General features: G+C 63.9%; 17 protein-coding genes and 1 pseudogene. 12 read left to right on the top strand and 6 right to left on the bottom strand.

The genetic code is table 11. The annotated features are described in order from the left end of the window. Positions 1–79: 79 nt before the first annotated feature. The 7 genes from ACVIGB_RS47765 (at position 80) to ACVIGB_RS47735 (ending at position 7,295) form a co-directional block, all read left to right on the top strand. A complete protein-coding gene (locus tag ACVIGB_RS47765; RefSeq protein WP_092125275.1) occupies positions 80–586 on the top strand; it encodes a DUF2147 domain-containing protein in 507 nt (168 codons plus the stop codon). 361 nt (positions 587–947) lie between these two features. Then, positions 948–1,085 carry a hypothetical protein gene (locus ACVIGB_RS47760; protein WP_173641877.1) on the top strand — a complete coding sequence of 46 codons (138 nt, stop codon included), beginning with the start codon at positions 948–950 and terminating at the stop codon, positions 1,083–1,085. Positions 1,086–1,341: 256 nt separating this feature from the next. Next, a complete protein-coding gene (gene oxlT, locus ACVIGB_RS47755; protein ID WP_456724040.1) occupies positions 1,342–2,637 on the top strand; it encodes an oxalate/formate MFS antiporter in 1,296 nt (431 codons plus the stop codon). Positions 2,638–2,876: 239 nt separating this feature from the next. Next, complete coding sequence (gene oxlT / locus ACVIGB_RS47750; RefSeq protein ID WP_456724041.1) at positions 2,877–4,196, top strand: oxalate/formate MFS antiporter; 1,320 nt, start codon at positions 2,877–2,879, stop codon at positions 4,194–4,196. 293 nt (positions 4,197–4,489) lie between these two features. Beyond that, positions 4,490–4,924: a CBS domain-containing protein gene (locus ACVIGB_RS47745; RefSeq protein WP_092125272.1), complete on the top strand. Its 435-nt coding sequence runs from the start codon at positions 4,490–4,492 to the stop codon at positions 4,922–4,924. A 240-nt stretch (positions 4,925–5,164) separates the two neighbouring features. Beyond that, positions 5,165–6,160, top strand: a complete 996-nt coding sequence (locus ACVIGB_RS47740; protein ID WP_092125271.1) for an NAD(P)H-dependent flavin oxidoreductase — start codon at positions 5,165–5,167, stop codon at positions 6,158–6,160. A 166-nt stretch (positions 6,161–6,326) separates the two neighbouring features. Further along, positions 6,327–7,295, top strand: a complete 969-nt coding sequence (locus tag ACVIGB_RS47735) for a zinc-binding dehydrogenase (RefSeq protein WP_456724042.1) — start codon at positions 6,327–6,329, stop codon at positions 7,293–7,295. A gap of 164 nt (positions 7,296–7,459) precedes the next feature. Here the strand turns inward: ACVIGB_RS47735 and ACVIGB_RS47730 are convergent, their stop codons facing one another. Beyond that, positions 7,460–7,954, bottom strand: coding sequence for an RlpA-like double-psi beta-barrel domain-containing protein (locus ACVIGB_RS47730; RefSeq protein WP_456725254.1), 495 nt, complete (start codon positions 7,952–7,954; stop codon positions 7,460–7,462). Between the two features lie 228 nt (positions 7,955–8,182). Between ACVIGB_RS47730 and ACVIGB_RS47725 the strand changes: the two are divergent. Beyond that, positions 8,183–8,396 (top strand): annotated as a pseudogene (locus tag ACVIGB_RS47725) (zinc-binding dehydrogenase); the annotation flags it as partial. A gap of 94 nt (positions 8,397–8,490) precedes the next feature. Here the strand turns inward: ACVIGB_RS47725 and ACVIGB_RS47720 are convergent. Both ACVIGB_RS47720 and ACVIGB_RS47715 read right to left on the bottom strand, forming a co-directional pair. Further along, entirely contained in the window at positions 8,491–9,348 is an 858-nt protein-coding gene (locus ACVIGB_RS47720) for a DMT family transporter (protein ID WP_092125269.1), read from the bottom strand. Between the two features lie 73 nt (positions 9,349–9,421). After that, positions 9,422–10,036 (bottom strand): TetR/AcrR family transcriptional regulator, encoded by a 615-nt coding sequence (locus ACVIGB_RS47715; protein WP_456724043.1) that lies wholly within the window; start codon positions 10,034–10,036, stop codon positions 9,422–9,424. 899 nt (positions 10,037–10,935) lie between these two features. Here ACVIGB_RS47715 and ACVIGB_RS47710 point away from each other — a divergent pair. After that, positions 10,936–12,324, top strand: a complete 1,389-nt coding sequence (locus ACVIGB_RS47710; protein ID WP_456724044.1) for a cation diffusion facilitator family transporter — start codon at positions 10,936–10,938, stop codon at positions 12,322–12,324. 192 nt (positions 12,325–12,516) lie between these two features. Continuing rightward, positions 12,517–14,838 (top strand): ATP-binding protein, encoded by a 2,322-nt coding sequence (locus ACVIGB_RS47705; protein WP_456724045.1) that lies wholly within the window; start codon positions 12,517–12,519, stop codon positions 14,836–14,838. An 8-nt stretch (positions 14,839–14,846) separates the two neighbouring features. Here ACVIGB_RS47705 and mdoH read toward each other — a convergent pair whose 3' ends face one another. From mdoH to ACVIGB_RS47690, 3 genes are all read right to left on the bottom strand, one after another. Then, positions 14,847–16,967 carry a glucans biosynthesis glucosyltransferase MdoH gene (gene mdoH / locus ACVIGB_RS47700; protein ID WP_456724046.1) on the bottom strand — a complete coding sequence of 707 codons (2,121 nt, stop codon included), beginning with the start codon at positions 16,965–16,967 and terminating at the stop codon, positions 14,847–14,849. After that, positions 16,955–18,436, bottom strand: coding sequence for a glucan biosynthesis protein G (locus ACVIGB_RS47695; RefSeq protein ID WP_425304862.1), 1,482 nt, complete (start codon positions 18,434–18,436; stop codon positions 16,955–16,957). Before ACVIGB_RS47695 ends, mdoH begins: the two co-directional genes overlap by 13 nt. 249 nt (positions 18,437–18,685) lie before the next feature. Beyond that, positions 18,686–19,582, bottom strand: a complete 897-nt coding sequence (locus tag ACVIGB_RS47690) for a LysR family transcriptional regulator (protein WP_342722969.1) — start codon at positions 19,580–19,582, stop codon at positions 18,686–18,688. 255 nt (positions 19,583–19,837) lie between these two features. On the opposite strand from ACVIGB_RS47690, the gene ACVIGB_RS47685 reads away from it, so the two are divergent. Beyond that, a complete protein-coding gene (locus ACVIGB_RS47685) occupies positions 19,838–20,314 on the top strand; it encodes a formate dehydrogenase subunit gamma (RefSeq protein WP_456724047.1) in 477 nt (158 codons plus the stop codon). Further along, a complete protein-coding gene (locus tag ACVIGB_RS47680) occupies positions 20,311–21,879 on the top strand; it encodes a formate dehydrogenase beta subunit (RefSeq protein ID WP_456724048.1) in 1,569 nt (522 codons plus the stop codon). The genes ACVIGB_RS47685 and ACVIGB_RS47680 overlap by 4 nt, the downstream gene beginning before the upstream one ends. Positions 21,880–21,883 lie beyond the last annotated feature (4 nt).

Below are 21,883 nucleotides of genomic sequence, written 5' to 3'. Positions count from 1 at the left end.
TGCTGCGGTAATGTTGTTGACTCAACCTTAAACGTGATTTATTTCATGTTTATCATGAAATTTTTCATGAAGAAGGTGGATGATGACGTTACCCCCAGATATTGACGGCCTCCGCAGCGCCCTGAAACAGCTGATCCACGCTCACCTCACGCGCCGCCTGATCGTGGCGGCATTCCACATTCCGCTGCTCGGCAGCGCCGCCGATGCCGCCAAAGCCGCCGACAAGGCCAACGATCCGGCCGGCGTCTGGCTGACCCAGTCCGGCGACGCCAGGATCAAGGTCCAGCGCTGCGGCAGCGCGTTGTGCGGCCGCGTCGTCTGGCTGAAGGAGCCGACCGACAAGGCCACCGGCAAGCCGCAGCGCGACGACAAGAATGCCGATCCCGCGCAGCGGACCCGGCCGGTCATAGGCATCTCGCTCTTCATCAACATGCAGCCCGCAGGCCCGAACAAGTGGGCCGGCAGGATCTACAACGCCGATGACGGCAAGACCTATGAGAGCTCGGTGACGCTGGTGTCGTCGGGCACGCTGAACGTTCGCGGCTGCATGGGAACGCTGTGCGCGGGCGAAGACTGGACGCGGTGAAGGGATCTGGCCCCGACCCTTCATCGGCCAAGAAGAAAAGCAAACCCAGTCACTCAAGGCCGCCGCATTTGGCGGCCTTCTTTATGACGGCAGCGACGACGTCGGTCCGGCCGCATTGAAATGCGCCGCGCACGAGCGGCACGATTCCTGGGCTTGGTGAAGACCCGCGCTTGCCTGGCCTTGGCCGTGCCTTCAATGCGCTCCCCTTCATCTGGGATGCCAATCCACCCGTCTTGTTGCATTGCACAATCCGGAATGCTGCCATGCAAACAAGCTCGTTGTCTCTGGCATCTGGTATACATAATTTGGCTACAGATGATGAGCCGGCCCGTTGCTGGCCCTCCAGCCAAAGGGGACACCGATGTCCAAGACCACTGCCCTCACGCTCGCGCCCTCCTCCACCCTGTTCGGCCGCCTGATGGCCTCGATCGACCGCCTGCTGATGAAGAGCGCGGAGATCTCGAACCGCAATGGCGACCTGCCGCACTTCGGCCTCTAAGGCCAGAGGATTTCGCGCGCGCGGCACCGAGACCGTTTCGTCGCAAGTCGCGATCTGACATTGAACCTTCGACCAATGGCCCCGATTTTCGGGGCCATTTTTTGCGCGCCGAATTACTCTCATTGCGGTGACCGCTGAGTCCTCTGCGGCATATGCGCACGCAACCTCTGCGACAGCTTGAACCTTGGCATATCAAATACCAAGATGACCGAGCCGCGCCACAAGCAGAATGACAAAGCGCGCACTGGGAGGATCAATGTCGGACATCGTTCAGGCAACTGCGGCCCCCGCGGCCGCGCGGGTCAGCGATACCTATCGCTGGACGCAACTTGCGATCGGCGTCGCCGCGATGGTGATGATCGCAAACTATCAATACGGGTGGACGTTCTTCGTCCCCGACATCCAGAAGAAGTTCGGATGGGATCGTGCATCGATCCAGTGGGCCTTCACGCTCTTTGTGCTGTTCGAGACCTGGCTGGTGCCGGTCGAGGGCTGGTTCGTCGATAAATACGGTCCGCGCCTCGTCGTGCTGATCGGCGGCATCCTCTGCGCGATCGGGTGGGCGATCAACGCGCAGGCGACCTCGCTGAACGGCTACTATCTCGGCATGATCATCGCCGGCATCGGCGCCGGCGGCGTCTACGGCACCTGCGTCGGCAACGCGCTGAAATGGTTTCCCGACAAGCGCGGACTTGCGGCGGGCATCACCGCAGCCGGCTTCGGCGCGGGCTCCGCACTCACGGTCGCGCCGATCCAGGCGATGATCAAGGACTCCGGCTTCCAGACCACCTTCCTCTATTTCGGTCTCGGCCAGGGCATCATCATCGTGCTGCTCGCCTTCTTCCTGCTTGCGCCGAAGGCCGGACAGGTGCCGGCCGTCGTGGCGAACGCCAACATCATCCAGACCCGGCGCAACTATCAGCCGACCGAAGTGCTGCGGCAGCCGATCTTCTGGCTGATGTACTTCATGTTCGTGATCGTCGGCGCCGGCGGCCTGATGGTGACGGCGAACCTGAAGCCGATCGCAGTCGACTGGAAGGTCGACAGCGTGCCGGTCACGCTGATGGCGGTGACGATGACGGCGGTGACCTTCGCGGCCACCATCGACCGCGTCCTCAACGGTCTGACGCGTCCGTTCTTCGGCTGGATCTCCGACATGATCGGCCGCGAGAACACGATGTTCATCGCCTTCGGCATGGAAGGCTTCGGCATCTGGATGCTCTACCTGTGGGGCCACGACCCGGTCTGGTTCGTGCTGCTCTCGGGCTTCGTGTTCTTTGCCTGGGGCGAGATCTATTCGCTCTTCCCCTCGACCTGCACCGACACGTTCGGCGCCAAGTTCGCGACGACGAATGCGGGCCTGCTCTACACCGCGAAAGGCACCGCCGCGCTGTTGGTGCCGATCGCCAACTACATGCAGCAGTCGTCGGGCCATTGGGACAACGTGTTCATCATCGCAGCCGGCGCCAATATCCTTGCCTCGCTGCTCGCGATCGCCGTGCTCAAGCCATGGCGGAAAATCGTGGTCGCGAAATCGGCGGCGATGGCTTAGGCAACGCGCCAATCTTCTGCTGACGAAAGCGCCCGGCCAACGCCGGGCGTTTTCATTTTTCGGCGTTCATGAGCAGCCCGAAGGGGCGCGTCGTATGCCAGTTTTGCTGCGACGCAGCAGAAAGATGGGCTTGCTTTCTGGGATATAGTATACCAACCTCCGTCGAGCACTTGCGACGATACGCCACAAGAATTGCGACACTGGGTCACAACAAGACCAGGCGCGCTCGGGAGGATTTGATGGTTTCCAGCAATGCTGCCGCAACACAAGCACAACCTTCGTCCAGTGGCTTCCGCTGGCTGCAGCTCGTCATGGGCATCGTCTGCATGGCGATGATCGCGAACCTGCAATATGGCTGGACGCTGTTCGTCGATCCGATCGACGGCGCGCATCACTGGGGCCGCGCGGCGATCCAGTTCGCCTTCACGATCTTCGTGGTGACGGAGACCTGGCTGGTGCCGGTCGAGGCCTGGTTCGTCGACAAATACGGCCCGCGGATCGTCATCATGTTCGGCGGCGTCATGATCACGCTGTCCTGGGTGCTGAACTCCTACGCGGATTCACTCACGCTGCTCTACGCCGCGGCTGTCATCGGCGGCATCGGCGCCGGCTCGGTGTACGGCACCTGCGTCGGAAATGCGCTGAAATGGTTTCCCGATCGCCGCGGCCTCGCCGCCGGCGCAACCGCCGCAGGCTTCGGCGCCGGCGCGGCGCTGACCGTGGTGCCGATCGCCAACATGATCGCCTCGAGCGGCTATCAGACCGCGTTCTTCGATTTCGGCATCGGGCAAGGCCTGATCGTGTTCCTGCTCGCCTTCTTCATCCAGAAGCCTGCGGTCACGATCCCGCCGAAGAAGAAGCAGCTCAACCTGCCGCAGACCAAGATCGACTTCACGCCGCCGCAGGTGCTGCGCAGCCCGATCTTCTGGGTGATGTATCTGGTGTTCGTGATGGTCGCCTCCGGCGGCCTGATGGCGGCGGCGCAGATCGCGCCGATCGCGCACGACTACAAGATCGCCAACACGCCAGTCTCGCTCGCGGGCTTCCAGATGGCCGCGCTGACCTTCGCGATCTCGCTCGACCGCATCTTCGACGGGTTCGGACGGCCGTTCTTCGGCTGGGTCTCCGACAATATCGGCCGCGAGCACACCATGTTCATCGCGTTCGGCACCGGCGCGCTGATGCTGCTGACGCTGTCGACCTGGGGCCACAACCCGCTGGTGTTCGTGCTGGCGACCGCGGTCTATTTCGGCGTGTTCGGCGAGATCTACTCGTTGTTCCCGGCGACCTCCGGCGACACCTTCGGCTCGAAGTTCGCGACCACCAACAACGGCATGCTCTACACCGCGAAGGGCACCGCCGCGCTGTTGGTGCCGGCCGCCAGCATCGTTGCCGCCAGCTATGGCTGGCAGGCGGTGTTCGTGATCGCGGTCGCGCTCAACGCCACCGCGGCGCTGATGGCGCTGTTCGTGATCAAGCCGATGCGCCGCGCCTTCATCAACGGCAACGAGGCTGCTGCTGCCGCAGCCGAGACCGCAACGAACGCCAAGACAGCCTGAAATGTCGGCCAGATATGCCGGCCTGATTTGACGGCCCGGGGTTCGGGACTTCCCGTTGAACTGATGGAGGCGCACTTCGGTGCGCCTCTTTCGTTTGGAGCGAACAGGGATGCCAGATACCAGGATCGCCGGAGAGCGGCCGCCCCCTTGCCCACATCGGCTCACAATCGTCTGAAACGTCAGCGACTCTGCCTATTTCGGCCGTTTTCTGGTGGTAGATTTCCGTAACGACCGCGTTGACAATTGGCATTTTGTATACCAGAATCCTGCCAACGATAACCAAGGAGGTTGCCATGCAAGTCGGAGATATCCTGCGCAAGAAGACCCCTCGCGTTGCCACGGTTCGCATGAACGAGACGGTAGCGATCGCCGCGCAATTGATGCGCGCCAGCAATATCAGCGCGCTCGTGGTCAAGGATGTCGTTCGCACCGAGGGCAACACTGCCGTCGGCATGTTCACCGAGCGCGACGTGGTGCGCGCGATCGCCGAGCACGGCGCGGCCGGCGCCAGCATGAAGGTGTCGCAGCTGGTCTCGGTGCAACAACTGGTGTCGTGCACCTCGAGCGATACGCTCGAGCACATCCGTCATCTCATGACCAAGCACCACATTCGCCACGTGCCCGTGATCGACAATTACAGCCTGATCGGCGTCGTCAGCATGCGCGACATCGCGGCCGCGTTCGACGAGGAAACTTCGGCGTCGAAGAAGGACGCGGTGCCGGCGTAACAAGCATCTCGTTTTTCATTGCTCTCGGCCAGGCGCTGCGTGCCGATCATCAGCGCCTGCCGCAATAACCTAAAACTCCACCCTCGCCTGACCGCCGCGCCCCGTCATTTCCGCATGGGCGCGCCGCAGGTCGCCGGTAGACATTTGCCGGACAGGACTGCATCCTTCCCTCGACATCCAAAAACAACACCGTGCGCGGCCGTCCGCGTCGCGGAAAATTCTGATGGAAACGAGGGCAGAATGATCAAGACACGCTTCACCGAAATGTTCGGCGTCGACCACCCGATCGTGCAGGGCGGCATGCAATGGGTCGGGCGCGCGGAGCTGGTTGCCGCCGTCGCCAATGCCGGCGCGCTCGGCATGATCACCGCGCTGACGCAGCCGACGCCGGACGATCTGCGCAAGGAAATCGCGCGCTGCCGCGAGATGACCGACAAGCCGTTCGGCGTGAACCTGACCATCCTGCCCGCGATCAAGCCGCCGCCCTATGCCGAGTACCGCCAGGTCATCATCGAGAGCGGTATCAAGATCGTCGAGACCGCCGGCAACAAGCCGCAGGAGCATGTCGACGAGTTCAAGAGGCACGGCATCAAGGTGCTGCACAAATGCACCAGCGTCCGCCACGCGCTGTCCGCCGAGCGGATGGGCGCCGACGCGATCTCGATCGACGGCTTTGAATGCGCCGGCCATCCCGGCGAGGACGACACCCCCGGCCTGATCCTGATTCCGGCCGCCGCCGACAAGGTGAAGATCCCGATGATCGCCTCGGGCGGCTTCGGCGATGCCCGTGGCCTCGTCGCAGCGCTGGCGCTCGGCGCCGAAGGCATCAACATGGGCACGCGCTTCATGTGCACCAAGGAAAGCCCGATCCATCAGCTGGTGAAGGAACGCATCGTCGCCAACGACGAGCGCGAGACCGAGCTGATCTTCCGCACCATGCGCAACACCTCGCGCGTCGCCAGGAATGCGATCTCGACCAAGGTCGTGCAGATGGAGAAGGAAGGCGCCAAGTTCGAGGACGTCCGCGAGCTGGTCGCCGGCGCCCGCGGCAAGATGGTCTACGCCACCGGCGATGCCGACGAAGGCATCTGGTCGGCCGGCCAGGTGCAGGGCCTGATCCACGACATTCCGTCCTGCGCCGAACTGATCTCGCGCATCGTGAGCGAGGCGGAAGCGATCATCCGCGAACGCCTGGACCGCATGACATCCGTCGGCAAGCGCCAGGCCGCGGAGTAAGCATCGAGTAGTGATCCGTCACCCTGAGGTGGCCGCTTCTTCAGCGGCCCTCGAAGGGTCGACGGCCACCGGCCGGGCCGTTCATGCTTCGAGACGCGCTGCGCGCTCCTCAGGATGACGGAACTCAGAGTCATCTCGAATTCGACGACACAACGAGAAGAAGCCCATGAAAGCCTATGTGTACGGAGCCAACGGCCCTGAAATTACCGACGTTGCGACGCCCGTGCCGAAGGGCACGCAGGTGCTGGTCAAGGTTCACGCCTGCGGGCTGAACCGCGCCGATCTCGGCATGACCAAGGGCCACGCCCACGGCGCGGCCGGCGGCGTCGGCACCGTGCTCGGCATGGAATGGGCCGGCGAGGTCGCCGAGCTCGGCCCTGATGCCAGGGGTGTCAAGGTCGGCGACAAGATCATGGGCTCCGGCGGCGCGGCGTTCGCCGAGTACACGCTCGCCGATCACGGCAGGCTGTTCCGCAGCCCATCGAACATGAACTTCGACGAGGCCGCCACCCTGCCCGTCGCGCTCGCCACCATGCACAATGCCGTCGTCACCAATGGCGCGCTGCAGGCGGGCCAGACCGTGCTGATCCAGGGCGCAAGCTCCGGCGTCGGCCTGATGGCGATGCAGATCGCCAAGCTGAAGGGCGCGAAGCTCGTGGTCGGGTCCTCGACCGATGCGATGCGCCGCGGCCGCTTAAAGGAATTCGGCGCCGATCTCGCGGTGGATTCCAAAGATCCCGGCTGGGTCGATCAGGTGTTGCAGGCAACCAATGGCGACGGCGTCGATCTGATCGTCGATCAGATCTCGGGACCCGTCGCGAACCAGAACCTCAAGGCGACCAAGGTCAAGGGCCGCATCGTCAATGTCGGCCGGCTCGGCGGCACCCACGCCGACTTCAATTTCGACCTGCATGCGGCGCGCCGTATCCAGTACATCGGCGTCACCTTCCGCACCCGCTCGATCGAGGAGGTCAGAGAAATCTTCGACGAGGTGCGCAAGGACATCTGGCCCGCGGTCGAGGCGCGCAAGCTGCAGCTGCCGATCGACCAGGTCTACAAATTCGCCGACATCGGCAAGGCGTTCGAACACATGGAAGCCAACAAGCACCTCGGCAAGATCGTGGTGACGCTGTAGCGACGAGGTGCGTAGGGCGGATTAGCGAAGCGTAATCCGCCGTTCTTTTTCCGGGTGCACCGGCGGATTACGCCGGAGCCTGTCATCGGGCCGCGCTTCGCGCGGACCCGGTGGGCTAATCCGCGCCTGCTGCGTGCTATGCCTGGCTCTTTCGCGTGCGGTGTTCAGCCGACCGGTCCGGGAATCCAATAATCCCCCGCAAGCGGGCTGACCTTTACGCCACCAATGACTCCGAGCTCGAGGCTTGGATCGAAATAGCGCATCGTCCGCTCATTGAGGTCAATGATGCGGCCAGGCCGTAGTGGCCCCACGTCATTTATCTTCACGATGACCTTCTTGCCTACAGCCTCGACGAGAGCATATTTCGGCCTCGCGCCAAATTGGACCCCACCAAACTTCCGACGCAAACTCGTTTTGATGGCAGCCGCCCAGACCGAGCGATCATAGCGCTCGCCGGAGGCTGTGCTCGGACCGCCCTCCTCCTTGCCGGGCTTGAACGGATTGTACATGGATGCCGCGCCAACGATTGCATCCCCACACGCGGCGTTGACGACGGCGCTTGAATGAACCGCACTGATTTCACTTCGAGCAGCGGTGCCAGAAATGGCGAGCGCAACCAGGGCGCCGCAAATTGCGGCGCTCGAGCCGAACAGCATCATATCTCCTTGATTGATTTTTTCGATCGTCCGGTTCCCGATGCCGCAAAACATGGTCGAACGAACGCGGAGGCGTTAGCGCGTGCCAATTCTTTGCGGATTCGCGCCAGTTCCGGCGACGGAACCATTATGAGAACCGGGACGGTCCTCACACCGTGTCTTCAGTTTCGCGCTCGACTAAGACAGAGAATGCGTCAGCAAAATGACTGAATAGAGCGGTCTTCGACAGCGCGTGAAGAGCATCTCGGCGTCACTTTCCGCACCCGCTCGATCGAGGAGATCCGCGAGATTTTTTGATGAGGTGCGCAAGGACATCTGGGCCGCGGTCGAGGCGCGCAAGCTGCAGCTGCCGATCGACCAGGTCTACAAGTTCGCTGACATCGGCAAGGCATTCGAACACATGGAAGCCAACAAGCACCTCGGCAAGATCGTGGTGACGCTGTAGCCCTACACGCCGCTCCGTAGGATGGGTAGAGCGAAGCGAAACCCATCAAGGGTGCGTACGGTGAAATGATGGGTTTCGCTGCGCTCTACCCATCCTACGACCCAAATCTCGGTCTTACCTGTGTAATGGCGACGCCGGAGATCGCGAGCAGCGCGCCGACAGCCAGCTTTGGGGTCACGCGTTCGCCAAGGAACATCACGCTCGAGATCAGGGCGAACACCGGAAGCAGCAGACCGAACGGGGCGACGCGGCCCATCGAGCAACGCGCGATCAGCCAGAACCAGAGGCCAAAGCCGACAATGCCTCCGATGAAGATGGTGTAGGCGAGCGCCAGCCAGCCGTGTTGATCCGCCGTGCCAAGGCTCGCCAGCTGTCCATACTCGAGCAGCAGCGACATCAACATCACCTGCGGCACGGTGAGCAGCGACGACCAACCCATCAACATCAGGGGATCAAACGGGCCGTAACGTTTGGTCAGGACGTTGGACACCGCGAACGCGAACGCTGCCCCGACCACAAGCAGCAGCGGAAGCGCGTTGGTCGACAGCCCCGGCCCCGCTGCCAACACCACCACGCCGGCGAATGCAAGTACCACTCCGGCTGACGTGACGAGAGACGGCCTCTCCGAGAGCAATGGCCAGGCCAGCAGGACGGTGAAAGGCGGCGCGAGTTGATATGCGACAGCCGATATGCTTCCCGAGCCGAGCCCAAGACCAACATAGAACAGCCCGAAGTTCAGTCCACCAAGGAAAAGCGAAATAGCTGCGATAGGGCCGAACTGTTGACGCGTGGGCCTCTTGACGAACGGAACAAGCAGCAGCGCGATCGCCAGGAAGCGCAGTGCGAGGAAGAACAGCGGCGGAAACTCCGTGACGCCCACCTTGATGGCCACGAACTGCAAACCCCAGAGCAAGGGAACGGCCACTGCGCAGACGATCTGGATGGCAGACATGGCATCATTCCTTTCAAGACCGATCAGTCTAGATATGGACGCACCAATAGCTAAGGCGTCCATGGGTTATTGTTTATCTGATGAAGCGATCGAGAAGCGCGTCAGCGGTTGCTTGCCATGTGATCCGTGTCTGTGCCGTTTTGGCGACCACTCGTAACCCCCAAACGAAACAGACGAGAATTCGGGCGGCACTTGCCGGCTCGACGCCATCGGCCAATCTGCCCGCCGCCTCCGCGCGGGACAGCGCGTCTGCTACCCTGGCTTCCATGGTTTTGAAAAAGCTTGCGACGCGACGACCAACCTCGGCATCCTGGCCGGCCAGTTCCATGGCTGTCGCCACCAGCAGGCATCCGCGCCGGCCATGGGCGCCGCTGGCGCGCTCGACGTAACCGGCAAGGTAGGCCCGCAGGCCGGCAACCGGCTCTCTGCGGGGGGCGAGTTCGACATCTATTCGAGTCAGGGCATCGGCAATGTAGCGATCGAGCGCCCGCAGAAACAGCGAGTGCTTGTCGCCAAAGGCGGCGTAAAGGCTGCCACGCGAAAGCTTCGTCGCACGAAGCAGGTCCGGCAGCGCCGTGGCGTGATAGCCGCGCGACCAGAACACATCCATCGCACGTTCGACGGCGGCTTCGACGTCGAAACTTCGCGGGCGGCCACGGGGCAACTGCACGGGGGCTTGGCGGCTCATCGCCTATATATAGACCAATTGGTCTTTAAATCGCAAGTGTTCGCTTTGAGAAGTTTCGACCGATAGCACTCGGAGGGTGGGTAGAGCGAAGCGAAGGCATCGGTTCGGCCGTGCGCTGAGGTGATCGATTTCGCTTCGCTCTACCCACCCTACTGACAGGTGTTTGCGGTAACCAGTGTTGCCCATCCGACACGACGGGCAACTCAGTAAAACGCGTCAATCCCCCACCTCAAAAATATTTCGCTTTATCAGAAACGCAACTCAGCCTATGATCCGCCCGTCTCACCCGATCGAGGGGCGCTTCGCGATCGTCACGGGTGTTGCGGTGAGATGCGGTGGCCGCCGCGTGCGTGACTGACGAGCATGCATGAGGCTGACGGTGAAGTCGTGTGGTCCTGACGCCCCAGTGGCAGGTGTCTTCTCGCAAGATGCGAACGTGCCTTGCGAGGACGGTGACAAGCAAGCCCGGTCTCGCCGGGGAGAGCACGAACTAAGCCGTAACACCATCGCGCAGGGAATGCCGGAGTGCCTCCGCTGAACCTGTATGCTCGTGTGCGCTTTTGTTTCCACTTTTGCACACGAGACCGCGGGTGCAGCGCGCACCCGGCCCCGAATGCGAGTCGTGACGCGATGCAGTTGCTACAGCTCACTTCAACAACACAATCCTGTGGTTATGGGTCCTGGCTCCCGTGCGCAATTGCGCACTAGGCCAGGACGACAGCGTGATTTTGGCACAAACACAACACTGGACGGCGGGCACGGGCGCCAGCGCGCCTTTGCCCACCCTACGCAATCTCAATTCGAAATGGCTCGCAACAATGATGCAATTGCAAGTGAGTGGCGATTGCGCGTGACGACTGACACTTGATGTTCACGGACTCCCTGCTAAACCCCCGCCCATGAGCTCTTCCAACACCAGCGCACCCAACACCAAGACATCAGTCGCCGCGATCTCGATCCTCGCCAGCGGCAGCATGGCCGTGGCGAAGTTCGTCGTCGGCATCGCGATCGGATCGCTGGCGCTGATATCAGAGGCGCTGCACTCCACGATCGACCTCGTCGCCACCATCATCACCTGGGCGGTGGTGCGGGTGTCGGACCAGCCGGCCGACGCCGAGCATCATTACGGCCACGGCAAGTTCGAGAGCGTTTCGGCGCTCTTCATCATCGCCCTGCTCTATGTGCTGGCCGGCGGCATCCTGGTGCAGGCCTACAGCCATCTGCGCGAAGGCGCCCCGCCGCCCTCGATCTCAGCGATTCCCTTCATCGTCCTCGTCCTCGATATCGGCGTCAATCTGTGGCGGGCCCGCGCGCTGCACCGCGCCGCGCGCGACACCAAGAGCCAGGCGCTGGCCGCCGATGCGCTGCATTTCGCTTCCGACGTGATGGGCTCGACCGCCGTCATTGTCGGCCTGGTGCTGGCAGGCTTCGGCTTCTGGTGGGGCGATGCCGCGGCCGCCATCGCGGTCGCCGTGATGATCGCCCTGCTCGGCCTGCGCATGGCCCGCGAGACGGTCGAGACCCTGCTCGACCGCGCACCCGAGGGTGCGCTGGAAAAGGCCACCGCGGCCATCAAGGCCGTGCCTGGGGTGGTCGACGTCGACCGCCTGCGGGTCCGCATGGTCGGCGCCACGCATTTCATCGATGCCTTTGTCACCGTGCCGCGCACCTATCCGATCGACCGCGTCGAGGACATCAAGCGCAGGGCGCAGCAGGCGGTGGCCAATGCGTTGGGCGACGCCGACCTCACCTTCACCGCGGTGCCGGTGGCGCGCAACAACGAGAGTGTGCGCGAGCGCATCATGGTGATCGCGCGCAACTCCGGCCTCGCCATCCACCACGTCACCGTCCACGACATCGGCGGCAAGCTGATCGTCGGCATCGACCTCGAGGTCGACAGCAACATGGCGCTGGACGCCGCCCACGACATCGCCCACGAGCTCGAGCGCGCGATCCGCGAGGATTTTGGCGAGGACGTCGAGGTCGATACCCATATCGAGCCGCTCGAGCCGGAACTGCCGTGGGGAACCGACGCCGCGCCCGACCGCGTCGAAGCCATCAAGACCGCGCTGACCGGCTTTGCCGATGGCGGCGCGATCCATGACATCCATAATGTGCGGGTCCGCAACACCGACGCCGGCGAGATCGTCAACTTCCATTGCCGCGCTGAGCCCTCGATGAGTGTGATCAAGGTGCACGAAAGCGTCGACGAGATCGAACGCAAGCTGCGCCGCGCGTTCCCCACCGTGAAGCGTGTGATCAGTCACGCAGAACCGACGCGCGCGTAATTCTACGGAGCCGTTCCTGTTTCGGACTCACTTTGCGCCTGATGATTCTCTCTTGGACAAGAATTTTTTCGCATTAACGAATCGTTGACTCTCGACAGCCCGGGAAATCTGGATTCAAATCATCATGATTCGGATGCGACGAGGGAGCATCCGATCCGGGTAAAAAATCCAGCTTAGATGGGGGTCTAAGGCATGGCGCGCGCGCATGCAGCGAACGCTTGTGTCCAATCCGATTCGATCAAGGGATTGGCGCAGTCGATCGCGAAACCGGCCTATCACAGGCTCTTGACGGCCGAGCCTGCACTGCGCCGCGCTGTCCCTACGCTGATCATCGCCTTCCTCATCACGATCTGCCTCGGCGCCTTCGTCCAGGTGATCGACCAGAACCGGCAGAAGCGCGGCGCGATGAAGCGCGACCTTGCTGCGCTCTCCGACATCCTGGCCGAACGTCTCGACCGCCTGAGCTCGGTGCGGCGCGACCGGCTCGCCAATATCGAGCGGATGCAGGAGCTGCTGCCGGATCTCATTCCGTCCTGGGGCATCGCCGATGGCCGCCACGTCATCATCACCAGCGCCGATCACCGCGTGCTGGCCCGCGTGCCGATCGACGGCGCCGGCGAGAACGACCGCGTCCTCGACATCGTCTCCACCGCGCAGCTCCTGGTCGCACCGGGCCAGCAGGGCGCGGTCAGTGACATGACGTTGCCGGGCGGCACCGGCGCGCTGGCGATCTCGCAGCTCGTCAAGTCGCTGCCCGGCCAGGTCGTCGTCATCCAGGAGATGAACGAGCCGATCTGGGGATCGGACGCGGCGCTCTCGGTGACGCTGTCGGCGACCACGAGCTTCGTGGTGCTGATCCTCGGCTTCGCGTTCCACTGGCAATCGACCCGCGCCCGCGAGGGCGACCTGATCAACGACGCCGTGCGCGGCCGGATCGACACCGCGCTCAATCGCGGTCGCTGCGGATTGTGGGACTGGGACCTGTCGCGCGGCCGGATCTTCTGGTCGCAGTCGATGTTCACCCTGCTCGGCCTCGATACCCGCAACGACCTCCTCACCTTCGGCGAGGTCAACGCGCTGGTGAACTCCGACGACATCAACCTGTTCGACATCGCCGACCAGCTGATCTCGGGCAAGATCGATCACATCGACCAGAGCTTCCGCATGCGCCATGTCGGCGGCCACTGGATCTGGCTGCGCGTGCGCTGCGAACTCAGCCACGCCGCGGCTGACAGCGGCCTGCATTTGATCGGCATCGCGGTCGACATCACCGAACAGAAGAGCCTCGCCGAGAAGTCGGTGGAAGCCGACCTCCGGCTGCGCGACGCGATCGAGACCATTCCCGAGGCCTTCGTGCTCTGGGACGCCGAGGACCGCCTCGTGCTCTGCAACTCGCACTTCCAGCGGCTGCACAAGCTGCCGGATAGCGCGGTCAGCCCCGGCACGTCCTATGAGACCGTGATCGAGGTCGGCAGCATGCCCGAAGTGCGCACCCGCCTGCACGAGAGCGGCGTGCCGGCGCCCGGCGCGCGCACCTTCGAGGCCCAGCTCGACGACGGCAGCTGGCTGCATATCAGCGAGCGCCGCACCAAGGACGGCGGCTACGTCTCGGTCGGCACCGACATCACCCGCATCAAGGCGCACGAGCAGAAGCTGGTCGACAACGATCTCCGCCTGCGCGCCACCGTGATCGACCTGCAGCGCTCGCAATCCGAGCTGGAGCGGCAGGCCGTCGAGCTCGCCGACCTCGCCGAGAAGTACTCGCAGGAAAAGACCCGCGCCGAAGACGCCAACGCCGCGAAGTCGAAATTCCTCGCCAATATGAGCCATGAGCTGCGCACGCCGCTCAACGCCATCATCGGCTTCTCCGAGATCATGGGCAGCGGCCTGTTCGGGACGCTCGGCTCGGACAAGTACGCGGAATATTGCCACGACATCCTGACCTCGGGGAAATACCTGCTCGAGGTCATCAACGACATTCTCGACATGTCGAAGATCGAGGCCGGCCGCATGAAGTTCGACATGGAGCCGCTCGACCTCTCCGGCATCCTCGCCGAGTCGCTGCGGGTGGTCTCCGGCCGCGCCGAGCACAAAGGGCTGTCGCTGGAATCGGATATCGAAAGCACGATCTCGGTCGTCGCCGACCGCCGCGCGGTCAAGCAGATCATCGTCAACCTGCTCTCCAACGCGGTGAAGTTCACGCCCGACAACGGCCGCGTGCTGGTGCGCGGTCAGATGCTCGATGACTCGATCGTGCTCCTGATCGCCGACAGCGGCATCGGCATCGCACCGGAATCGCTGCGGCGGCTCGGCAAGCCGTTCGAGCAGGTCGAGAGCCAGCTCACCAAGAGCTACCAGGGCTCGGGCCTCGGACTTGCGATCGCGCGCTCGCTCACCAACCTGCATGGCGGCTCGATGAAGCTGCGCTCCAAGCTCGGCGTCGGCACCGTCGTCCGCATCACCCTGCCGCGCGATCCGCGTAGCTTGCGGGCGAAGCTGCAAGAGGCGGCTTAGGCCCCACCCTACTTCGCAAGCACGCCTTCCAGCAGGACAGAATCGCCGAGGACGGCGAGCGTCTCGCGCGGCGCGAGATGCTCGACCGCCTCGTCGAAGCTCCCGCTCGCCTCGATCCGCGCGCGTGCCATCGCGAGGTCAGGATCGATCTCGCCTGGACCGCGGCGCCTCGTCGGCGGTAGCGACGCGAGATGACGATGCAGCAAGTCGGGATCCTGCCGGAGCATTGCGAGGGCAGGGGCCGAGGCGTGGGCGGGCAACAACGCCAGCTCGTTGGCACGCACCAGCACGCTCGGCGGCCCGACCTCCTCCGGCGTCATGAACAGCGCACGCAGCACAGGCTTGGCAGTCCAGGCGCCGATTGGGATCGCAAACAAGAGACCGACGATCACCGGCGACATCCACAGCAGCAGCGGCAGTGACACCGCATAGGCGCTCGCCGCCATCGCGACACCGCAGGCGGTCGGGACGCCGTATTTCCGATAGAGCTCCCGCCGCTCGACCTCGCCGTCGTCGCGCCGCTGCGTCTGCCAGCCGGCATCCCGGCCGAGCAGGATCTCGACGACCGCAATCGACTGGAACACCATCATCACGGGCGCGACCATTGCCGAGATCAGCAGCTCGGCGATGACACCTGCCAGCGCCCGGAAGCCGCCGCCGAATTGCCGGCGCACGTCCCGCCTCGTCAGCAGCAGGACAAAGCCGAGCAGCTTCGGCACGATCAGGAGCGCCATCGTGAGGCCGAAGACCCACGCGGCGAGCACGGGATCCTGCGCCGGCCAATTCGGAAACAGGGAAAAGCCCTTCGGAAAATATTCGGGGCGAATGAAGCGCGCCTGCAACGAGATCAGGATTCCGAGCAGCAGGAACGAAAGCCAGAGCGGCGCGGTGATGTAGGAGCCGATCCCGGTCATGAAATGCAGCCGCGAAATCCAGTGCAGGCGGCGCGTGGTCAGCACCGCGAGATGCTGCAGATTGCCCTGGCACCAACGGCGGTCGCGGGCGGCAAAATCCAGCAGCGACGGCGGCACCTCCTCGTAGCTGCCGCCGAGCATCGGGGCCATGTAGATGCCCCAGCCGGCGCGCCGCATCAGCGCCGCCTCGACAAAATCGTGGCTCAGGATATGTCCGCCGAATGGCTTGCGGCCGGAGAGTTCAGGCAGGCCCGCCTGCTCAGCAAATGCGTGAATCCTGATGATGGCGTTGTGCCCCCAGTAATTGCCCTCGGAGCCGTGCCACCATGCGACGCCGGCGGCGACCATCGGCCCGTACAGCCTGCCGGCAAATTGCTGCAGGCGGCTGAACAGGCTGCGCGCATTGACGATGATGGGCAGCGTCTGCAGCAGCGCCGCTTGTGGATTGGTCTCCATGGCGTGAACCATCCGAACCATGGTGTCGCCCGACATCAGGCTGTCGGCGTCGAGCACGATCATGAACTGGTAGGCGCCGCCGAACCGCGTGATCCAGTCGCCGACATTGCCGGACTTCCGCGCGGTGTTGTCGGCGCGATGCCGGTAGTAGAGACGGCCACCGCCGCAGGCATCGCTGAGCGCGAGGAACGCCTGTTCTTCGGCGATCCAGATATCGGGATCGCGGGTGTCGCTCAGCACGAACCAGTCGAAGCTTTCGTCCTGTCCGGTCGCCGCGACGGACTCGTGAATGGCGCGCAGGCGCGCCATCAATTGATGCGGATCCTCGTTGTAGGTGGGGAGCAGCACCGCGGTCCGGCTCGCGATCCGCGGCAGCGGTCCATCGTCGCGGATCGGCAAGGCATTCCCGTTGCGCCGAAGCAGCACGAAGAAGCCGGCCAGCGCCGAGGCGAACGAAAACGCGATCCAGGCGAGCAGCGCCACGAACAGCGCCAGCACCATGCCTTCCATGATCGTCACGCCGCCGACCTGGACCACCATGTACATCTCGTAGGCGCCCGCGCCGGTCAGCGCCGCCGTCAGCACCAGGACAAAGGCGCGGCGCATGAACATGCCCGCGCCGACCGACACCGGCTTGCTCACCGCGCACGGCGGCCGGCCGAGATCGGCCGCCGACATCGCAAGCGGGCTCTCTTGTGGCAGGAAGCCGGCGGTCGCGACCGCGACGTCGGGCCGAGACGACGTGACTATGGCGCCCATCGATAGACCCAGATCTCCGAAAGCGGCTTGTCATCCTGCGCCAGATGGGCGCGCAGCTCGATCGGGTCCTTCTTGACGGCGCACTGGAAGCTGAGCCGCCACCCGCCCGTGTTCGGGTTCGGCTGCGTGACGATGTTCGTGATCTCGGCCTTCTCGGCCGTCACGACGCCCTTGATGCTGCCGGGATCGATCCCCTTCAGATTGTCGCCGAACAGGTCGAGCACGAACAGCTTGCTGTTCTCGCCATGTGCGCCGATGCCGCTGCGCGTGAAGCGCGCGAGCGAATGCAGCTTCGGCGCGTCAGGCCCCCAATGCAGGCGATAGGTGAGATTGGTCTCGCTCTTGGCCTTGAGCGGCGCCTTCGGCCGCCAGAACGCGGCGATGTTGTCGTGGATCTCTTCCTTGGTCGGAATCTCGAACAGGATCACCGCGCCCTCGCCCCAGTCGCCGATCGGCTCGACCCACAGGCTCGGACGCTTCTCGAAGCTGGACTCGATGTCCTGATAGGCGAAGAAATTCTTCTCCCGCTGCATCAGGCCGAAGCCGTGCGGGTTGATGTCCTGGAACGTGCTGATCTGGAGGTCGCGCGGATTGCTCAGCGGACGCCACAAGCTCTCACCCCTGCCGTTGTAGATCGCCAGCCCGTCGGAATCGTGCACCGACGGCCTGAAGTCATCGACCTCGTTGCGATCGTTGGGCCCAAAGAAGAACATGCTCGTCATCGGCGCAACGCCGGCATGCTCGAGATCGGCGCGCGGATAAAGCGATGCCTCGACATCGAAGACGGTCGTCTTCCCCGGCCTGATCGTGAAGCGATAGCTTGCTGCGCAACTCTTGCTGTCGAGCAAGGCATGAATCACGAGCGAGGTGGCGTTGGGCACCGGACGCTCGAGCCAGAACGCCTTGAAGAACGGAAACTCCTCGCCCTTCGCCTCGCCGGTATCGATCGACAGGCCACGCGCCGACAGGCCATAGGTCTCATCCTTGGCGACGGCGCGGAAATAGCTCGCTCCAAGGAAGACGCAGACCTCGTCGTAATAGTCCGGCTTGTTGATCGGCGCGTGGATGCGAAATCCGGCAAAGCCGAGGTCGGTCTCGGTGAACGCAGGCACGTTCTCACCGAACGAGAACATGTCCTTGCTGTAGCTGACTTCGCTGACCTTGCCGTCCGCGACCTCGAAAATCTTGACCTTGTTCTTGTAGAAAAAGCCGCGGTGGAAGAACTGCGCTTCGAACGGCAGTTTCTGGCCGTGCCACAACGCGCGCTCCGGCACGAAGCGGATCGAGCGGTACTGATCGTAGTTCAGGTCCGTCAGGCCATTCGGTAACTTCTCGTCCGGCGCCTCGAAGGACTTGCTGGCAAGATTGCGGGCAAGCTCCCTCACCATCGACGCGTTGAAAGGTGCGTCCGGCGTGTTCCCTGCGGCTGCGGCCTCCCGCTGCGGCAAGAGCATCAGTGCCGGCAACATGGCTGATCCGTGGAGTAACTGGCGACGATTCAAAGCAGCTCCTGCTTGCTGACCGGGACGCCGCAATGAAACCGCCGAACCGTCTGTGAGTTCCATTGTTGCTGCGTGCAACAGAAGATTGCCCCCGGCTGGGTACCAGGACTTGCTTCAAGGCAAGGAGACAACGCGCAATTGCTTGCTGGCGCGTCATGCCAGGCGATCGTCGAGCGCAAGAACGGTGGAGGAAGACCCGCGGCTGATTACTGAGAGCTATGCGCTCTCCAGCTTCGGCGCGACCTCGCGCGCGACCTGCACCAGGGCTGCGATCAGCGGCGTCATCGGATCACGCTGCGGGATCACGAGGCCGATGCTGTAGTCCACCACCGGATCGACGATCGGAATGCTGCGCACCGCATCGGCAAGGCCGAGCGTCTCGGCGAGCTTGGCCGGCATTACGCTGGCCCAGCGTCCGGTCTTCACATGGGTGTAGAGCACGAGCAGGGAATTCGACGTCAGCGTCGGCGTCGCCTCCGCGCCGACCGAGGTCAGCGCGCGATCGATGATGCGGCGGTTCTGCATGTCGGGCGTGAGCAGGCACAGCGGCACGGTGCCGACTTCCTTCCACGTCACCTGCTTGCGGTCGCCGAACATCGCATCCGGCGCCGTCAGCAGGCGATAGCTCTCGTTGTAGAGCGGGATGGTGCGGACCTTGCCGATCGGCTCGTTCTCGATGTAGGTCAGCCCGGCATCGACCTCGAGATTTTCGAGCAGGCCAAGCACGTCGGCGGACGTGCACGACTGGATGCGAAACCGCACATCGGGATGGCGCGCCCGGTACGGCGTGGTGAGCGAGGCCACCATGCCGAGCGCGGTCGGGATCGCGGCGATCCGGATCTCGCCCGACAGCTTGTCCTTGAGGCTGTTGATCTCCTGCTTCATCGCCCGCGCATCGCCGACGATGCGCCGCGCCCAGTCCAGCGTCCGTTCGCCCTCCGGCGTGAAACCCTGGAAGCGCGATCCGCGCTGCACCAGCATGACGCCGAGGATTTCCTCGAGCTGCTTGAGACTGGTCGACATGGTCGGCTGGGTGACCCCGCAGGCCTCCGCAGCCCGGCCAAAATGCCGTTCCTTGGCCAGCGCCAGCAGAAGTTCCAGCTTGTCGATCAAGGTTCAAATCCCTTCGGAAACGGCGCCCCCAATGGCGGCCCGACGTGCCCATAGGTAGCACGATCGGGGTGCGATCCCGAAATCCAAAGCATCCCGGAAGTCCGTGATTCCAGAACATTATTGCGATCCCGGATCGGTCCATTCGGCAACGCTATTAATCGCGTTTCGCAATCGCCGCATGAGACAGCTTTATTGATGTTTCGAAGGATTCCAATTCTCATGTGCAAAGCAAAAAACTGATCGTGAGAAGCGCTGATGACGGTGGGATACGAACCTTGGGACAAGGCGCGCGGCGCGGAGATCATCGCCGAGCATGCCGGGCTTGAAGGCGCCACGCTGGTGATCCTCCACGCGCTGCAGGAAGCCTTCGGCTACGTGCCGGAGCCCGCGATCCCGATGGTCGCGGAGGCGCTTAATCTGTCGCGCGCCGAGGTGCACGGCGTGTTCACCTTCTACCATGACTTCCGGAAGCGACCTGCCGGACGCCACGTCCTCAAGCTCTGCCGCGCCGAGGCCTGCCAGGCTGCCGGCGGCGATCGGCTTGCGGCGCGCGCGGAGGCCAAGCTCGGCGTATCCTTAGGGAATACCACGGCGGATGAGCGCGTGACGCTGGAGCCGATCTACTGCCTCGGGCTTTGCGCCACCGCGCCCTCGGCGATGCTGGATGGCCGGCTGATTGGCCGGCTCGATGAAGCGCGCATCGACGCGCTGGTCGCGGAGGCACAGCGATGACGATGCGAATTTACGTCCCCCGCGATGCCGCGGCCGTCGCCGTCGGCGCCAACGAGGTCGCCCTCGCCTTCGCGCAGGCCGCAGCCGCGCGTGGCGCAGCGATCGAGATCGTCAGGAACGGCTCGCGCGGGCTGTGCTGGCTGGAGCCGATGGTCGAGCTTTCGACCGCCCAGGGCCGCATCGCGTTCGGCCCGGTGACGCCGGCGGACGTGCCGTCGCTGCTCGATGCGATGGCCGGCAACGGCCAGCATGCCCTGCGGCTTGGTGTCACGGACGAAATCCCCTGGCTGAAGCGCCAGACCAGGCTGACCTTCGTCCGCTGCGGCGTGGTCGATCCGCGCTCGGTCGACGACTACCGCGCCCATGGCGGCTACAAGGGCTTGGAACGGGCGCTGACGCTGAGCTCCGACCAGATCCTCGCCGATGTCACGACCTCGGGCCTGCGCGGCCGGGGCGGCGCCGGCTTCCCGACCGGCATCAAGTGGAAGACGGTGGCGCAGGCCAGTGCCGACCGCAAATACATCGTCTGCAACGCCGACGAAGGCGACAGCGGCACCTTCGCCGACCGCATGATCATGGAAGGCGACCCCTTCGTCGTGATCGAGGGCATGACGATCGCGGGTATTACGGTAGGCGCCACCAAGGGCTACATCTACATCCGCTCGGAATATCCGCATGCGGTCGAGGCGATGAACGCGGCGATCGTCGCCGCCCGCCGCGCCGGCTTCCTCGGCAAGCGCATCGGCGGCTCCGCGCATGAGTTCGATCTCGAAGTGCGGGTCGGCGCCGGCGCCTATGTCTGCGGCGAAGAGACCTCTCTGCTGGAGAGCCTCGAGGGCCGCCGCGGCATCGTGCGGGCCAAGCCGCCGCTGCCGGCGCACAAGGGTCTGTTCGGCCGCCCGAGCGTGATCAACAACGTGCTGTCGTTCGCGGCGATCCCCTTCATCCTCGACAACGGCGCCAAGGCGTACGCTGATTTCGGCATGGGCCGTTCGCGCGGCACGATGCCGATCCAGCTCGCCGGCAACATCAGATATGGCGGACTGTTCGAGACCGCGTTCGGCGTCACGCTCGGCGAGCTCGTCGACGAGATCGGCGGCGGCACCTTCACCGGACGCGAGGTGCGCGCGGTGCAGGTCGGCGGCCCGCTCGGCGCTTACTTCCCGCGCGCGCTGTTCGACACGCCGTTCGACTATGAGGCATTCGCCGCACGCGACGGCCTGATCGGCCATGGCGGCATCGTGGTGTTCGACGACACCGTCGACATGGTCAAGCAGGCGCGCTTCGCGATGGAGTTCTGCGCGATCGAATCCTGCGGCAAATGCACGCCGTGCCGGATCGGCTCGACCCGCGGCGTCGAGACCATCAACAAGATCATCAACGGCGAGCGCGTGGTGGAAAACCTCGCCGTGATCGAAGACCTCTGCAACACCATGAAATTCGGATCGCTGTGCGCACTCGGCGGCTTCACGCCCTACCCCGTGATGAGCGCACTGAAACACTTCCGGGAAGATTTTGGCGGAGATCTAGGTCCCGCACCGGCCCGGCTGCAGGCCGCGGAATAGCAAG

It is taken from the genome of Bradyrhizobium sp. USDA 4341, from assembly GCF_054063755.1.
This window is presented reverse-complemented; position numbering and strand designations above follow the sequence as displayed.

Bases quoted from the DNA above. Each gene is read 5' to 3' on its own strand.
- ACVIGB_RS47685 (WP_456724047.1), top strand. From the start codon at position 19,838: ATGACGGTGGGATACGAACCTTGGGACAAGGCGCGCGGCGCGGAGATC.
- oxlT (WP_456724040.1), top strand. From the start codon at position 1,342: ATGTCGGACATCGTTCAGGCAACTGCGGCCCCCGCGGCCGCGCGGGTC.
- ACVIGB_RS47745 (WP_092125272.1), top strand. From the start codon at position 4,490: ATGCAAGTCGGAGATATCCTGCGCAAGAAGACCCCTCGCGTTGCCACG.
- ACVIGB_RS47680 (WP_456724048.1), top strand. From the start codon at position 20,311: ATGACGATGCGAATTTACGTCCCCCGCGATGCCGCGGCCGTCGCCGTC.
- ACVIGB_RS47710 (WP_456724044.1), top strand. From the start codon at position 10,936: ATGAGCTCTTCCAACACCAGCGCACCCAACACCAAGACATCAGTCGCC.
- ACVIGB_RS47735 (WP_456724042.1), top strand. From the start codon at position 6,327: ATGAAAGCCTATGTGTACGGAGCCAACGGCCCTGAAATTACCGACGTT.
- ACVIGB_RS47715 (WP_456724043.1), bottom strand. From the start codon at position 10,036: ATGAGCCGCCAAGCCCCCGTGCAGTTGCCCCGTGGCCGCCCGCGAAGT.
- ACVIGB_RS47765 (WP_092125275.1), top strand. From the start codon at position 80: ATGATGACGTTACCCCCAGATATTGACGGCCTCCGCAGCGCCCTGAAA.
- oxlT (WP_456724041.1), top strand. From the start codon at position 2,877: ATGGTTTCCAGCAATGCTGCCGCAACACAAGCACAACCTTCGTCCAGT.
- mdoH (WP_456724046.1), bottom strand. From the start codon at position 16,967: ATGGGCGCCATAGTCACGTCGTCTCGGCCCGACGTCGCGGTCGCGACC.
- ACVIGB_RS47695 (WP_425304862.1), bottom strand. From the start codon at position 18,436: ATGTTGCCGGCACTGATGCTCTTGCCGCAGCGGGAGGCCGCAGCCGCA.
- ACVIGB_RS47760 (WP_173641877.1), top strand. From the start codon at position 948: ATGTCCAAGACCACTGCCCTCACGCTCGCGCCCTCCTCCACCCTGTTC.
- ACVIGB_RS47740 (WP_092125271.1), top strand. From the start codon at position 5,165: ATGATCAAGACACGCTTCACCGAAATGTTCGGCGTCGACCACCCGATC.
- ACVIGB_RS47705 (WP_456724045.1), top strand. From the start codon at position 12,517: ATGGCGCGCGCGCATGCAGCGAACGCTTGTGTCCAATCCGATTCGATC.
- ACVIGB_RS47720 (WP_092125269.1), bottom strand. From the start codon at position 9,348: ATGTCTGCCATCCAGATCGTCTGCGCAGTGGCCGTTCCCTTGCTCTGG.
- ACVIGB_RS47730 (WP_456725254.1), bottom strand. From the start codon at position 7,954: ATGATGCTGTTCGGCTCGAGCGCCGCAATTTGCGGCGCCCTGGTTGCG.